General features: G+C 58.0%; 13 protein-coding genes and 1 pseudogene. 10 read left to right on the forward strand and 4 right to left on the reverse strand.

The annotated features are described in order from the left end of the window. Positions 1–57: 57 nt before the first annotated feature. Together MHK09_RS02950 and MHK09_RS02955 are read right to left on the reverse strand one after the other, a co-directional pair. A complete protein-coding gene (locus tag MHK09_RS02950; RefSeq protein WP_250412625.1) occupies positions 58–756 on the reverse strand; it encodes an AMIN domain-containing protein in 699 nt (232 codons plus the stop codon). 113 nt (positions 757–869) lie between these two features. Beyond that, a pseudogene (locus tag MHK09_RS02955) lies at positions 870–1,258 on the reverse strand (VOC family protein). Between the two features lie 141 nt (positions 1,259–1,399). Between MHK09_RS02955 and dapB the strand changes: the two are divergent. The 7 genes from dapB (at position 1,400) to MHK09_RS02990 (ending at position 11,522) form a co-directional block, all read left to right on the forward strand. Beyond that, positions 1,400–2,146, forward strand: a complete 747-nt coding sequence (dapB, locus tag MHK09_RS02960) for a 4-hydroxy-tetrahydrodipicolinate reductase (RefSeq protein ID WP_250412626.1) — start codon at positions 1,400–1,402, stop codon at positions 2,144–2,146. Positions 2,147–2,149: 3 nt separating this feature from the next. Then, complete coding sequence (thyX, locus tag MHK09_RS02965) at positions 2,150–2,896, forward strand: FAD-dependent thymidylate synthase (RefSeq protein WP_150851383.1); 747 nt, start codon at positions 2,150–2,152, stop codon at positions 2,894–2,896. 56 nt (positions 2,897–2,952) lie between these two features. Further along, on the forward strand, positions 2,953–3,861 hold the full coding sequence (dapA, locus tag MHK09_RS02970) for a 4-hydroxy-tetrahydrodipicolinate synthase (protein WP_225746820.1): 909 nt from the start codon (positions 2,953–2,955) through the stop codon (positions 3,859–3,861). Positions 3,862–3,863: 2 nt separating this feature from the next. Next, entirely contained in the window at positions 3,864–6,008 is a 2,145-nt protein-coding gene (locus MHK09_RS02975) for a ribonuclease J (RefSeq protein ID WP_250412627.1), read from the forward strand. Between the two features lie 58 nt (positions 6,009–6,066). Next, positions 6,067–6,702 (forward strand): TIGR03085 family metal-binding protein, encoded by a 636-nt coding sequence (locus MHK09_RS02980; protein ID WP_250412628.1) that lies wholly within the window; start codon positions 6,067–6,069, stop codon positions 6,700–6,702. 217 nt (positions 6,703–6,919) lie between these two features. Next, positions 6,920–10,231, forward strand: coding sequence for an FtsK/SpoIIIE family DNA translocase (locus MHK09_RS02985; RefSeq protein ID WP_436232098.1), 3,312 nt, complete (start codon positions 6,920–6,922; stop codon positions 10,229–10,231). Positions 10,232–10,400: 169 nt separating this feature from the next. Further along, a complete protein-coding gene (locus MHK09_RS02990; RefSeq protein ID WP_250412630.1) occupies positions 10,401–11,522 on the forward strand; it encodes a TerC family protein in 1,122 nt (373 codons plus the stop codon). On the opposite strand, the gene MHK09_RS02995 is transcribed toward MHK09_RS02990, so the two are convergent. Next, on the reverse strand, positions 11,519–11,806 hold the full coding sequence (locus MHK09_RS02995) for a YciI family protein (protein ID WP_040425262.1): 288 nt from the start codon (positions 11,804–11,806) through the stop codon (positions 11,519–11,521). The two genes, MHK09_RS02990 and MHK09_RS02995, sit on opposite strands and share 4 nt — an antisense overlap. 59 nt (positions 11,807–11,865) lie before the next feature. On the opposite strand from MHK09_RS02995, the gene pgsA reads away from it, so the two are divergent. Genes pgsA through MHK09_RS03010 form a run of 3 tightly spaced genes read left to right on the forward strand, consistent with a single transcriptional unit; the run spans position 11,866 to position 13,344 of the window. Continuing rightward, the gene (pgsA, locus tag MHK09_RS03000) at positions 11,866–12,450 is read left to right on the forward strand and encodes a CDP-diacylglycerol--glycerol-3-phosphate 3-phosphatidyltransferase (protein WP_005325132.1); all 585 of its coding nucleotides are present in this window, start codon (positions 11,866–11,868) and stop codon (positions 12,448–12,450) included. A gap of 7 nt (positions 12,451–12,457) precedes the next feature. Next, the gene (locus MHK09_RS03005; RefSeq protein ID WP_250412631.1) at positions 12,458–12,955 is read left to right on the forward strand and encodes a CinA family protein; all 498 of its coding nucleotides are present in this window, start codon (positions 12,458–12,460) and stop codon (positions 12,953–12,955) included. A 26-nt stretch (positions 12,956–12,981) separates the two neighbouring features. Beyond that, on the forward strand, positions 12,982–13,344 hold the full coding sequence (locus tag MHK09_RS03010; protein ID WP_005325127.1) for a helix-turn-helix domain-containing protein: 363 nt from the start codon (positions 12,982–12,984) through the stop codon (positions 13,342–13,344). A gap of 146 nt (positions 13,345–13,490) precedes the next feature. Here the strand turns inward: MHK09_RS03010 and MHK09_RS03015 are convergent. Then, positions 13,491–14,403 (reverse strand): IS3 family transposase (locus MHK09_RS03015; protein ID WP_250412632.1); only part of this gene is annotated, 913 nt, incomplete at its 5' end.

Raw genomic sequence — 14,403 nt, forward strand, 5'->3', positions numbered from 1 at the left:
GCTGGAAGGCAGAGCCTTTCTTCGTAGGTGTGCACCGTTTAGAGGCGCCGCTAAACCTTAGTTCTGGAAGTCAATGACCACGCGCGATGGGTCTTTCAGATACGTCACGGAGTAGGCGGTCTTCTTCTCTAGACCGATAATGAGCTGGGTTTGCGCCTCAAAGGTGGTGGTGTAGTTGACTTCGCTAACCACCCCGGCACCAGGGGTAGTGCCTGGCTGCATGTACTTTTCTTTTAACTCTGGGGTAGAAGGCCACGGCGTTCCCTCAATGCCGAGGTTGAGGAAAGTATTTCCTTTGACCTCAACCGGTTTTCCGGATGCCTGTTGGGCAGGGCTATCGGTATAGGAAGTAAACCACCCCGGTTCACCTTCGCCCTCCAGGTCGATGACGACGCGGGTGAACCCATCGTGCGCCCCCACTCGCACACCCGTGGGAATGAGGTTTCCGAGCCCCTCCGGCATGTGCTGTTGGTCCTCGAGCGAGGCCGTGCCCATACCGGCGAACGCCAGTGGGGCAGAATCTTGGGGGAGCTTCTGCTTTTCTGCATCCGCTGCCGAGGTACTGCGCGGGGCAGAAGAAGTAGCAGGGGTAGCGGAGGAGGTCTGAACTTCAGCGGTGTCGGTAGCTGACTGAACCTCACTGAAAGCCGGCGCGCCTGCCTTCGTAGTGTCTTTATCGGAACAAGCGGCAAGTGCTAACGCGCATCCTGCACTGATGGCCACGGCGATAGTGCGAGAGAAAATTGAGGGAGACATATTCATCACTTCCTTGGTGCTTACCGTGTTATTACACCCATTCTACTGGGGCGGATGGGACGGGCAGTAGGAAGTGATGCAATTGTTAACCCGTGTGAGAGGGGAGGGTGCGGCTACTTCTTTAGTTCCACCAGCTGAATAAGGTTGCCCACGGTGTCATCGAATACAGCGATGATGGACGGGCCAACATCGGTGGGCTCCATGGTGAACTTCACGCCCTTGTCACTGAGCTCTTTGTATTCTTTTTTCACATCGGCGGACAGGAACTGGGTGGCTGGAATGCCGTCGGCCTTGAGTGCTGCGGCATAGTCTTTGGCGGCGGGATGGCCCTTCGGCTCCAAAAGTAGCTCGGTATCTCCCTCACCTTCAGCATTGGTGACGGTGAGCCAGCGGAAATCGCCGTTGGTTACGTCATCCTTAACTCGGAAGCCAAGGGTATTGACGTAAAAATCGTGAGCGCGGGCAACGTCGTCTACAGGAACGGAGCGATATAGATCTGCATGCCCGCCATCCTAGTGAGAGTGAGGGGCATCGTCGGAGAGCGCAAGTCCGTTCCAAGGAAGGCGAGGAATTGCGCAACCCCCATGCGCGTTAGGATGGGGAGAAAAGTACTACCGATGTGGCTGAAGAAGGAGAACACACCATGGCTATCAAGGTTGGCGTACTAGGCGCGCACGGACGCGTAGGCCAGGCAATCGTTGCAGGTGTCAACGCGGAAGACGACCTCGAACTGGTAGCGGAAATTGACCGCGGTGATGATCTGCAGCAGCTTATCGACGCCTACGCAGAGGTCATCGTGGACTTTACCCAGCCAGATTCGGTAATGGGCAACCTGGAGTTCTGCATTGCCCACGGAATCCACTGCGTGGTGGGAACCACCGGCTTTGATAAGGAGCGCTTGGCTCAGGTGGAGGAATGGACCAAGCAGGACGGTGCCGGCAATGTCCTCATTGCGCCGAACTTTGCCATTTCTGCAGTTCTCACCATGGTGCTAGCTAAGCAGGCTGCCAAGTTCTTTGAGACTGCAGAGGTTATCGAATTCCACCACCCAACCAAGTTGGATGCGCCGTCCGGTACTGCGATCCATACCGCTGAGGGAATTGCCGCCGCCCGCAAGGAGGCTGGTCTGGGAGACATGCCGGATGCCACGGAAAAGCAACTCGATGGTGCCCGCGGCGCTACCGTCGACGGCATTCCGGTTCACGCAGTACGCACCCGTGGCATGGTGGCACACGAGGAGGTCATCTTTGGTGCTCAAGGTCAGTCGCTGACCATCCGCCAGGATTCTTATGACCGCGCTTCCTTTACTCCGGGCGTGCTGGTGGGCGTGCGCCAGATTGCAGATCACCCGGGCCTAGTCGTGGGCCTCGATAAGTACTTGGGGCTTTAAGCCATGGCTAAAGCAAGTGAGCTAGACATTCAGCTCATTGCCGCAACACAGTTCCACGCCCCGCAGGGCGTGGAGTGGCACGCGGATGACTCGGCCTCTGATGGGGAAGCACTCGTTGAGTTTGCTGGACGGGCTTGCTACGAGTCCTTTGATAAGCCAAATCCCCGGACGGCAACCAATGAAGCCTACCTGCACCACATCATGGAGGTAGGCCATACTGCGTTGCTCGAGCATGCCACAGCCACGATGTACATCACAGGGCTGTCGCGGTCGGCGAGCCATGAGCTCGTGCGCCACCGGCACTTTTCTTTCTCGCAGCTCTCCCAGCGCTTTGTTCACCCAGAAGAGACCGAAGTAGTCCTACCAAAACTGGTGGCCGAAGACGAGCAACTAAGTCGATTGGTCATGCAGGCGGTTGATGAGACCCGCTTTGTCTACGATGAACTGCTTAGCGCGCTGGAAGAGAAGCTGGATGAGCCCAACGCCCTCCTGCGCAAAAAGCAGGCCCGTCAGGCGGCGCGTGCTGTGTTGCCAAACGCCACAGAAACGCGCATCGTTGTTACTGGCAACTATCGCGCGTGGCGGCACTTTATTGGTGCGCGAGCCGCCGAACAGGCCGACGAGGAACTCCGCCACGTTGCGGTGGAGTGCCTGAAACTGCTGCAAAGCAAGGCGCCAGTGCTCTTTGATGATTTCAATATCACCACTCTGGCTGATGGAACCCAGATGGCAGCGAGCCCCTACGCCTAACACGCGCGGGACCCCGATGCGGCTAATTGCAAGCCAAAAGGGTAATCTTGACGGCTATGAGCACAGGTATGACAGCAAAGACTGGCGTCGACACCTTTGGACGCATCGGCGTCGCCATGGTCACCCCATTTGACCGTGACGGTGCGCTGGACGTTGCAGCAGGTCGTCGCCTAGCAGCTCATCTCGTTGACAATGGCGTTGATTCGCTCATCCTAGGTGGAACCACGGGTGAATCGCCGACCACTTCGGTCGAAGAGAAGCTGGAGCTGCTCAAAGCCGTAAAGGAAGAAGTAGGAGACCGCGCAAAGCTTTGCGCCGGTGCCGGAACGAATGACACCGCTACCTCTATTAAGTTGGCTCAGGCCACCGCGGAAGCGGGGGCAGATAGCCTGCTGGTGGTAACTCCGTACTACTCCAAGCCTTCTCAGAAGGGCGTTTACGAGCACTTTGCCGCAGTTGCGCAAGCCACGGATCTACCGATCTGTGTCTATGACATCCCTGGCCGCTCGGGCATCCCAGTGGCGCCGGATACCCTCCGGCGCCTTGCGGATTTGCCGACCATCCAAGCCGTAAAGGACGCTAAGGGCGACCTTCCTGCGGCCGCAGAACTCATCCAAGAAACCGGTTTGGCCTGGTATTCCGGTGATGATCCGATTAACCTGCCGTGGCTTTCCCTCGGCGCTTCTGGTTTCATCTCCGTCATCGGCCATGTTGCACCGCGTGCCTTGGTAGAACTTTATGAAGCTTTCGACGCGGGCGATATGGCCCGCGCCCGAGAAATCAATGTCACTACGCTCCTTCCGCTCACCCATGCACAAGCTCGGTTGGGCGGAGCGACGTTTGCAAAGGAAGCCCTGCGCCTGCAGGGCATCGAAGTTGGCGATACCCGTCTTCCTGTCACCGCTGCGAGCGAGGAGGAACGCGAGGTACTTCGCCGTGATCTGGAACAATCTGGAGTCCTCTAAGAATGAATGAACCCCGTAACCGTTCCCGCAAGGTGACCCGCAAGGCGGGCCCACCGGCGGAAAACGAAACCGCCTCCAACGAGGCGGCTTCGCCAGTTTTCCAAGCCCCAGCAACTGACGCGGGCAATTCCGCGCAGGATAATTCCGCTAAGGGCGACAAAGATAATTCTGGCAAGAAGAATTCCTCCGACAATAACAATGATGGTGGCAGCAACAACCGTCGCTCCCGTTCCCGTGGCAGCCGCGGCCGTGGCCGTGGTGGCAACGGCAATGGCAATGGCAATAACCACGGTGGAAACAATAACCACGGCGGCAAGAACGGCAACGGCAACGGAAAGAACGGTAAGGGCCGCGGCCGCAATAACCGTGGCCGCCGCAACGTGCCCAAGTCTATGCAGGGCGCGGATCTGACTAAGCGCCTGCCGGAGCCACCGAAGCAGCCGAAGGATGCCCTGCGCATTTACGCTCTGGGCGGTATCTCGGAGATCGGCCGTAATATGACCGTCTTCGAGTACGGCGACGACCTCATCATCATTGACTGCGGTGTGCTCTTCCCATCCTCTGGTGAGCCAGGCGTCGACCTCATCCTGCCTGACTTCGGCCCCATTGAGAAGAAGATCCACAAGGTCAAGGCCCTCGTCGTTACCCACGCGCACGAGGATCACATTGGTGCAATCCCGTGGCTGCTCAAGCTGCGTCCGGATATTCCCATCGTTGCTTCCCGCTTCACCATCGCGCTTATTGCTGCAAAGTGTAAGGAGCACCGCCAGAAGCCGAAGTTCGTCGAGGTTAATGAAAAGTCTGACGTAACCTACGGTCCGTTCCGCGTGCGCTTCTGGGCAGTCAACCACTCCGTGCCGGATGCTTTGGGCATCATGCTGGGAACCCCAGCCGGCAACATCATCCACACCGGTGACATCAAGCTGGACCAGACCCCGCTGGATAACCGTCCAACGGATCTCCCAGCCCTGTCCCGCTATGGTGACGAGGGTGTTGACCTCATGCTGTGTGATTCCACCAACGCCACGGTCCCTGGTGTATCGGCGTCTGAGGGCGATATTCCCGCCAACTTCAAGCGGCTCGTCGCCGGCGCTAAGCAGCGCGTAATCTTGGCGTCCTTCGCCTCTAATGTTTACCGTGTCCAGGCCGCTATCGACGCCGCTGTGGCTAACGGGCGCAAGGTAGCTTTTAACGGCCGTTCGATGATGCGCAACATGGAAATCGCGGAGAAGATGGGCTTCTTGAAGGTTCCACGCGGCACCATCATCCCCATCGATGAGGCTGCCAAGATGGCTCCGCATAAGACCATGCTGATTACCACCGGTACGCAGGGTGAGCCAATGGCTGCTTTGTCGCGTATGGCCCGCCGTGAGCACCGCCAGATTACCGTCCGCGATGGCGATACCATCATCTTCTCCTCCTCGCTCATCCCAGGCAATGAAGAGGCCGTGTACGGCGTCATCAACATGCTGTCCCAGATCGGTGCCAACGTCATTACCAACCAGGACGTAAAGGTGCACGCTTCCGGTCACGGTTACGCTGGCGAGCTGCTTTTCCTGTACAACGCAGCGCGCCCGCGCAACGCGATGCCGGTGCACGGCGAGTGGCGCCACTTGCGCGCCAATAAGGAACTGGCTATCTCCACCGGTGTGGACCGCGACCGTACGGTGCTGGCACAAAACGGCGTCGTCGTGGATCTGCGTAAGGGCCGCGCCGAGGTCGTAGGCCAGATGCAGGTGGGTAACCTGTACGTCGACGGCGTATCCATGGGCGATGTGGATGCCGATACCTTGGCTGATCGCACCAACCTGGGTACCGGCGGCGTGGTTTCTATCACCTGTGTGATTGATAACCGCACCTCGCGTCTGCTGGAGCACCCAACGGTATCTACCACCGGCTTCTCCGATGATGACCGCGGCATCGTGCCGGAGGTTGCGGAGATGGTGGAAAACACCATGAACGATCTCGCCGCTGAAGGCGAGAACGATACCTACCGCATGGTGCAGAAGCTGCGCCGTAAGGTATCCAAGCTCATGGATTCCAAGTACAAGCGCGAGCCGGTTATCCTTCCGACCATCGTGCCGACCAACTCCGGCCCTTTGGTTACCGATGAAGAAGACGTCGACGCTTCACGTGAGTCCCTGTAAGTAATACGGGTTCCTCGCGCTAAGTGAGACAAAGCCCCAGCATGCCAGTTAGCTCGGTATGCTGGGGCTTATGTCGTTTTCTTCTGCTGAGCGCGCCAAAATGGTAGCGCTATTTCATAAGCTTGGTCCCGATGCCCCTACCTTGTGCGAGGGCTGGACAACCCGCGACCTAGCCGTGCATTTGTGGGTGCGGGAAAACCGCCCCGATGCAGCCGCCGGCATCTTCGTCAACGCACTGTCCGGCCGTCTGGAAAAGGAATCACGCAAGGTGGCCGAGCGCGATTTTGATGAGTTGGTTGATGACTGGGGGAGGGGACCTGCTGCCTATAATCCCGTCCGGTTCGTGGATGCACAGCAAAATTTTGTGGAGCACTTTGTTCACCACGAGGACATTCGTCGGGCTAATGGCATGGGCCCACGCGACTTTTCGGCACACATCAAGCAACAGATGCATAGCTACCTAAAGCCCTTGGCAAAGGTGGCCCTGCGCAAATCTGAACGTCCGGTCATTCTGCAGCCGGAAGGATTGCCGCGAATCGTTGCCGCAGATACGCATGGCGTGGTGGAGAAGGGCGATGCCGTGGTTCGCGTTTCAGGCGAGGTAGGCGAGCTCATCCTCTGGTCCTTCGGGCGTGATGCTGCTGAAGTCAAGATTGAAGGTGACTCCGAAGCCATCGTAAAGTCAATTCTCTAATCTTGATTTAATCGCGGTTTCTTAGCTGTGGGGTGCGTGGGAAGCGTTCGCCGTGAGATTGTGGGTCCAGGAGTTAGGGAAACGCGTGTGGCTAATGTGATTTATGGGGTGGCGCGGTTAAGGTAGAGGCATGTCTGTCAAAAATGCCTCTTCGCGCGGAACGCGCCGAAAGTCGAATCGTTCACGGCCGTCGGGCCGCAGCCGGTCCGGTGCTGGCATGCCGGAAAACCTGGCTATGACGTCTTCGCATCGGCGCGCGGCGGCGACCTCGCAGGAGCGTACGGGCAGTGCGTTCCGGGCCGTCGGCAAGGGCTTGGGCGTTGCCTTTGGTGCCACGGCCCGCGGCATGGGAAATATGGCGCGGGGTGTAAGCCATGGCGTCGCCGGGCTCAAGCCCAGCGAAGACGTATATGAGACCGAGGAGTACGAGACGACGAGGGAGCCGGAAGAAATTTCTGCACGCGGGGAGAAAAAGAAGAAGAGCAAGGTTACGCGGGCGCGCGATGTAGCTGCGGAAGAAGAGTTTTCTACCATGGAAGTAAGCGAGGAAGAATCACGCGGTATTCAGGTGAAAAATCCTGATGCGGTGGCGCTCGTTCTTATTGGTATTGCCATCGTGCTTGCGGCTACCGTCTGGTTTGGCGTTGCCGGCCAGGTAGGCGCCTGGGTGGGCAATATCGTCCGCTACGTCATTGGTGCAGGCGCCTGGGTGCTGCCGGTGGCACTGGTGGCCTTGGCCATTGCCTTGATGATGGATATCTCCGGCCCAGCGGGGCACTTTAAGCCGCGCATTGTGGGCGGTATCAGCATCATCGTCCTCGCCATGCTCAGCTTGATCCACATCTTTGCTGGCACCCCTGAGCTTGGCTTTACCCCGGACAGCGCCGGTGGTGCCGGTGGTGTAATCGGCTACGCCATCGGCGGCCTTCTGGAGACGGCCTTCACCTCCTTCGTCGCCGTGCCGTTGCTGTTCCTCGTCATTATTTACGGAGCCTTGTTGGTCACCGGCATTACTATCCGCGAGGCCTATGAGTTGGTGGCTGATGCCATTGCTGCGGCGTTCTCCCGCTTTGGCGGCGCGGACGAAGACTTTTACGACGAAGAGGGCGATGACCTCTACGGCCACGTGACTGGCGATATTGATGACATCGCGGAAGGACGCGAGCGCAGCGAGCGCCCGGCACGACCTGCAGCTAAGCGCCGTTCCTCTGAGCGTGGTGGAAGCCTGCGCGCTTTCCGACGCCCCACTGAAAGCTCCGCCCCGCGTGGTTCTTCTTATCCGGTGGATTCCCCTGCTGCAGCAGAGGAGGAGCATGCCACCCGTGCCTTTAGTGCACCAACGCGAGGCGGGTTCCAGTCCGTGTCTTACGCGGCTGAGAAGCCGGTCTCTCGTGACATTGGCGATACCGATGAGATCCCGGTAGTAGACGACGCCGCTGCGTCGTCGCCAGCACAATCGGACTCTGGGGATCCGGAACCGACCCGAGTGCTGGGCACTACTCGTCAACGTCCCACTTCTCTTTCCACTCGCTCGGCTACGGCAGCGGGTACCGCCGGTACCGCCATTGGCTCGGCCGCTGGTGCGGCTGCGGGTGCCGCGGGTGCTGCGGGAGCAGCAAGTGGCGCAGCAAAGACTGCTGCTGCGGGTGCTGCCGGTGCCGCTGGCGCTGCAGCAGTCGGTGCAGCTGCAGGCGCTGCTGGATCCGCGGTGGAAGGAGGCGCTGATGCGGTCTCGTCCGCACACGAGAAGGCCCGCCAACTCTTCCGTGAGCGCTCCGGACGCGACGCTACGACCGGTGAACAGGTGGACTCCACCGAGCCTGCGGCCGAGGCCGCAAGGGAAACGGGTACCTCTGCTGCACCTGCGCCGGCCGCGCAGTTTGGCAACGAGAATTACGCGGTTCCCACCACGGACCTGCTGACTCCGGGCACTCCAGCAAAGGAGCGCACGGAGATTAATGACCGCATCATTGAGGCCATCACCGATGTCTTCGAAGAGTTCAAGGTCGATGCCCAGGTAACCGGCTTTAGCCGTGGCCCAACAGTCACCCGTTATGAAATCGAGCTGGGACCAGGCGTCAAGGTATCGAAGATTACGAACCTGCAGTCCAATCTGGCCTACGCCGTGGCCACTGATAATCTACGTTTGCTCACGCCCATCCCCGGCAAGTCGGCCGTCGGCATTGAGGTTCCGAACCCAGATCGCGAAATGGTGCACCTGCGCGAGGTGCTTGATGCGCCAAGCATGACCAGCTCACCGGATCCCATGCTCATCGGTTTGGGCAAGGACATCGAAGGCGAATACACCTCGTTCTCGGTGCAAAAGATGCCGCACTTGCTCGTCGCCGGCGCTACCGGTTCCGGTAAGTCCGCTTTCGTCAACTCCATGTTGGTCTCGCTGCTCACCCGAGCCACCCCTGAGCAGGTTCGCCTCATCTTGGTGGACCCGAAGATGGTGGAACTTACCCCGTACGAGGGCATTCCGCACTTGATCACGCCCATCATTACCCAGCCGAAGAAGGCCGCAGCAGCTTTGCAGTGGCTAGTGGAGGAGATGGAGCAGCGCTACATGGATATGAAGGCCGCTCGTGTGCGCAAGATTGAGGACTATAACCGCAAGGTGGTCTCCGGCGAATACCAGGCACCGGCAGGATCCGAGCGCGAGGTACGCCCGTACCCGTACATCGTCTGTGTTGTTGACGAGTTGGCCGACCTGATGATGACCGCGCCAAAGGAGATTGAGGACTCCATCGTCCGCATCACCCAGAAGGCGCGTGCCGCCGGTATTCACCTGGTGTTGGCAACCCAGCGCCCGTCCGTGGACGTGGTGACCGGCCTGATTAAGACCAACGTGCCATCGCGTCTGGCGTTCGCGACGTCCTCGTTGACCGACTCTCGCGTTATCTTGGACCAGGGTGGCGCGGAAAAGCTCATTGGTATGGGCGATGGCCTCTTCATTCCGCAGGGCAAGCGTCCTGTGCGTATGCAGGGCGCATTCGTCTCGGATGATGAAGTCATGGCGGTTGTCGATGCCGCCAAGTCGCAGGCTGCGCCGAACTACACCGAGGGCGTGACTGAAGAGAAGCAATCCGAGGCCAAGCAGGAAATCGATGAGGAAATTGGCAAGGACATGGACGACCTCCTCGAGGCCGTCGAGCTGGTGGTCACCGCCCAGTTGGGCTCGACTTCTATGTTGCAGCGTAAGCTGCGCATCGGTTTTGCCAAGGCCGGTCGTCTCATGGACCTGATGGAATCTCGTGGCGTCGTCGGACCGTCCGAGGGCTCCAAGGCCCGCGAGGTCCTAGTGAAGCCGGAAGAGCTCGATACCATCATCTGGATGATTAAGGGCGCCGATCCTGCCGAAGCCCCGAAGGAGATTCAGGAGGAGATGCAGCAGCAGGAGCAGGAGGAAGCTGCCGCTACTTCCGACGCCGATTCTTCCGCAGGCGCCGATTCCTCCCCGCAGGGCGATGCCGGCGACACCCGTACCGTTCAGGCGACGTATAACCCTTCGGCAGGCGCCTTCTAAAATCGTGTAAGGTTGGACGGGTCTTGGAGGGGAGTACCCCATCCTTCGGCATCGATCGTCAGCACGGTAGCATTACGCTCCCGGTCGTGCCGGCCCAGCGGAATTTAGTTCGCCGGGCGGGGGAGACCTCCGGTCAATTTGTTGTATCTTCGACCGGAGGGATGTACCAATGCATGTGCCATTGTGGATCTGGGCGATTTCCATCGTCGTCATTCTTGGATTCTTTGTTTTCGATTTCTACTCCCACGTGCGCACCCCGCACGAGCCGACGCTGAAGGAATCCGGGTTCTGGACCCTATTCTATGTCGGTATAGCTTTACTTTTTGGTGCCGGTGTGTGGGCCGTATGGGACCACGAGCACGGCATCCAATACCTCACGGGTTACGTGACAGAGAAGGCGCTATCCGTAGATAACCTCTTTGTTTTCGCGCTTATCATGGGCGCCTTCAAGATCCCGCGTAAGTACCAGCAAAAGGTATTGCTCATCGGTATCGTTATTGCCTTGGCATGCCGCCTGGTGTTTATCCTTTTGGGTGCTGCGGTCATCGCGGCATGGTCCGATATCTTCTACCTGTTCGCGATATTCCTCATCTACACAGCGATCAAGCTCATCGTCGACGAGATTCGGGACGCCCCCGAAACCGATCCCAATGACATGGGCATCATCAAGCTGATCCGCAAGGTAGTCCACGTCACCCCGCGCTACCACGGCGATAAGCTCACGCACCGCCTGGAAGATTCCTCGGGCAAGCGGAAATTCGCGTTCACCCCGCTATTTATTGCGTTGGTGTCCATTGGCCTTATCGACGTGATGTTTGCCTTCGACTCCATTCCGGCCATTTACGGCATTACCTCGGAAGCGTTCTTGGTCTTTACCACGAATGCCTTCTCCCTCATGGGATTGCGCCAGATGTACTTCCTGTTGGATGGCCTACTGGATCGCTTGGTGTACCTGCCCTATGGCTTGGGCATCATCTTGGGCTTCATCGGTGTAAAGCTCATGTTCCATGCGCTGCATGAGAATAACTTGCCGTTTGTAAACGGCGGCGAGAACGTGGAGTCGATCCCAGAATTTTCCACCATCACCTCACTTATCGTGATCGTGGGCGTCCTGGTTATTACGGTTATCGCCTCGATTATTAAAAACAAACGCGATGAGAACCAAGGCGGAGTACCGGTATCGCACAATCACTTCGACTGGGACGAGGAAGGCAATAAGATCGTCCGGAACAAGAAGGGCGAATTCTTGGGCAAGGCCGAAGATCTGCCCAAGGAAGAGCTACCCCACTAGAAGCGGGCGTTTACGGGATTCCATTCGCGGAAGCTGCGGCCAGTGATGCAGCCGGCTTGGTAGAAGGGGTCGTTGTCCATGAGAGCGATGGCGTCGGCGACCACGGCGTCGTCGGCAAGCCCCACGATGATGAGTGCGCCGCCCTTGGAATCCGTCAAGGGGCCTGTGGCAATGATGGTGCCCTCCTCAAAAAGTTGCGCGGTAAACTCGCGGTGCGCGGGGCGGGCCTTAGCAATCTCAGGATTATTGGGGTTGTAGTCGTAGCTAACAGCAAAATACTTCATGCTTCGCATTTTAAAATGCAGGGGCATCCAAGCGCAGGCCCTTGGTGCTAACAGGTAGTATGTATAACGTGAATCAACCCGGAACACAGTCAGCGCAATCCTCGGATGTGAATCCACAGGTATCCAATTGGAACCTGCCAAATATTCTCACCAGCCTGCGCATTCTTTTCATTCCGGTTTTCGCATGGCTAGTTATTGCCGGCCATGAATGGTGGGCTTTTGGCCTATTTGCGGCCCTAATGCTGACAGATAAGCTCGACGGGGACATCGCACGTGCCCGTGGGCTTATCACCAATTTTGGCAAGATTGCTGATCCCATCGCGGATAAAGCGCTTATGACTACCGCACTGGTATGCCTCAACATCATTGGGGTACTGCCAGTGTGGATTACCGTGGTCATTCTCATTCGAGAGTTTGGTATCACCATCTGGCGTATGGTGTTGTTGCGCCGCGGCAAGGTGGTACCTGCTTCGAAGGGCGGCAAACTGAAGACTGTATTGCAATCCTTGGCAGTCGGGCTGTATCTGTGGCCGTTGCCGGAGTGGATGAACGTTCCTACCTTCCTAGTGATGCTCTTGGCTGCAGTGGTGACCGTAGTTACCGGCGTCCAGTACCTCATTGACGGCAAGAAGCAGAATAGCTAGGTAGTTCATGAGCACCATGGCGGCCCGCCTCGTGTCCGAGCTCACCGAGCGGGGCGAGACTTTGTCCTTTTGCGAGTCACTTACTGCTGGGTTGGCCAGCGCCACGGTGGCTTCTGTCCCTGGAGCTTCGGCTGTGTTGCGCGGAGGGCTTATAACATATGCCACCGAGGTGAAATCCCACTTTTTGCACCAACCAGTAGCCGATATCGAAGCAGCCGGTGTGGTTTCTGGGGAGACTGCCCTTGCAATGGCGCGCGCGGCGGTGGCAGAAACCGGTGCGGACTGGGGGATAGGCCTTACCGGAGTGGCAGGACCAGACCTACAAGAAGGCAAGCCGGCGGGCACGGTTTATATCGGAATTTTTTCTCCTAGCGGAGTCGGATTTTCCCAACAGCTTTCCGGGTTGGGGAAAGAGCGAAACGAAATCAGAGAGGCCACGGTCGCAGCCGCCTTGCGTCTCCTGTGCTCAACTGTGGAAGAAAATCCGGCACTGCGGGAACAATAGCGAGACAAGGAGCGTTGACTATAGTGATGAACACTTCTACTGCTGTCCTCGAACACCCGGTAAACGGCGCTGTTGCACCAGCGGCGCCCGCCACTGCTCGTACCCCTGAGCCGCTTTTGCGTGAGGCTCTTGGGTTGACGCTGCGCGCCTTCCGCGCGGACAAGGGAGTGACCCTGCGCGAATTGGCCGGGGTGGCCCGCGTATCGCCGGGTTACCTTTCAGAGCTCGAACGCGGCCGCAAGGAGGTCTCCTCTGAGCTTCTTGCGTCCGTGTGCCACGCGCTGGATTGCTCAGTCTCGGACGTATTGATTGAAGCGGCCGGTTACATGGCCCTGCCCTCCATGGATGAGGAGCTTGCCCATACGGCACCTGCCGCATCAGAGCTTTAGCCCACAGCGGTCTATGTCTACAGCCGGCCTATTCTCTCGCGAGGAGGGGGCGGCTGTGGTGGTTAAGGGGGGGTGTTCCTATATAGGTTGTCAACCTCGAGGGTGGAGAAATTGAACTGGCCCCCGAAAGTTGGACTGGTTTAATTCTAGGCGGTTAGGGCTTCAAGGGTCTGATTTCGATATTGCATCGGGGTCAGGCCCTTGAGTCGTTGTTGGATGCGTTCGGTGTTGTACCACTGGATGTACTCGTCGATGGCCTGGTTGAACTCTGCGACGGTGTCGAAGACTTCTCCGTGGTACATCTCGGTTTTTAAGTGCCCGAAGAAATTCTCCATGACCGCGTTGTCGTAACAGTTGGCTTTACGCGACATTGACTGAACACCACCGTTGTCATGAATCAGGTTGCGCCAGGACGAATGCTGGTACTGGAAACCTTGATCGGTATGCATCATCCACCCAGGCTCAGGCGCACACGTTTTAATCGTCTTAGTTAAAGAATCGGCGGTAAACGTTGTCGACGGCGATGTAGCCACGGTGTGGGCAACGATTGAACGGTCGAACAGATCCATCACCGGTGACAGGTAGACCTTGCGGCCTGCGACCCTGAACTCGGTGACGTCGCTAACAAAGACGGTATTTGGCTTATCTGGAGTGAACTTGCGGTCAAGTGTGTTGTCGGCAATGTGGCTGATCGTCCCGTTATAAGAAACATATCGCCTGCGCTGGCGGACCTTGGCTCGAAGCCCCATCTCGCGCATGAGTTTGTAGACGAGCTTGTGATTGACCACCCACCCCTGGTTGCGCAGGTCAAGTAGCACTCGTCGGTAGCCATAGCGATACTTGTTGCGCTCGAAGCTTCCCCGGATCGCGTCTTTGAGCGCAGCGTGCTTATCCGGATCGCTGAGTCGTTTCTGGTGATAGAAAAACGTTGATCTCGGCATGCCGGCCGCATCCAAAAGGTAGTGCAGACGATGCCGTGACTTGAGGATGACAATCGCCTGGACCTTCAGGCGTGTCCCTGATTCCTCAAGTCCCGCAATTTTTTTAGATATGCGTTTT

It is taken from the genome of Corynebacterium tuberculostearicum, from assembly GCF_022347235.1.
GTDB classification, from domain to species: Bacteria; Actinomycetota; Actinomycetes; order Mycobacteriales; family Mycobacteriaceae; genus Corynebacterium; species Corynebacterium tuberculostearicum_F.

What these genes read in the sequence shown, in the direction of transcription:
- MHK09_RS02990 (WP_250412630.1), top strand. Translation starts at nt 10,401, where the DNA reads ATGCATGTGCCATTGTGGATCTGGGCGATTTCCATCGTCGTCATTCTT.
- MHK09_RS02950 (WP_250412625.1), bottom strand. Translation starts at nt 756, where the DNA reads ATGTCTCCCTCAATTTTCTCTCGCACTATCGCCGTGGCCATCAGTGCA.
- MHK09_RS02985 (WP_436232098.1), top strand. Translation starts at nt 6,920, where the DNA reads ATGCCGGAAAACCTGGCTATGACGTCTTCGCATCGGCGCGCGGCGGCG.
- MHK09_RS02975 (WP_250412627.1), top strand. Translation starts at nt 3,864, where the DNA reads ATGAATGAACCCCGTAACCGTTCCCGCAAGGTGACCCGCAAGGCGGGC.
- MHK09_RS03005 (WP_250412631.1), top strand. Translation starts at nt 12,458, where the DNA reads ATGAGCACCATGGCGGCCCGCCTCGTGTCCGAGCTCACCGAGCGGGGC.
- thyX (WP_150851383.1), top strand. Translation starts at nt 2,150, where the DNA reads ATGGCTAAAGCAAGTGAGCTAGACATTCAGCTCATTGCCGCAACACAG.
- MHK09_RS03010 (WP_005325127.1), top strand. Translation starts at nt 12,982, where the DNA reads ATGAACACTTCTACTGCTGTCCTCGAACACCCGGTAAACGGCGCTGTT.
- pgsA (WP_005325132.1), top strand. Translation starts at nt 11,866, where the DNA reads ATGTATAACGTGAATCAACCCGGAACACAGTCAGCGCAATCCTCGGAT.
- MHK09_RS02995 (WP_040425262.1), bottom strand. Translation starts at nt 11,806, where the DNA reads ATGAAGTATTTTGCTGTTAGCTACGACTACAACCCCAATAATCCTGAG.
- dapA (WP_225746820.1), top strand. Translation starts at nt 2,953, where the DNA reads ATGAGCACAGGTATGACAGCAAAGACTGGCGTCGACACCTTTGGACGC.
- dapB (WP_250412626.1), top strand. Translation starts at nt 1,400, where the DNA reads ATGGCTATCAAGGTTGGCGTACTAGGCGCGCACGGACGCGTAGGCCAG.
- MHK09_RS02980 (WP_250412628.1), top strand. Translation starts at nt 6,067, where the DNA reads ATGCTGGGGCTTATGTCGTTTTCTTCTGCTGAGCGCGCCAAAATGGTA.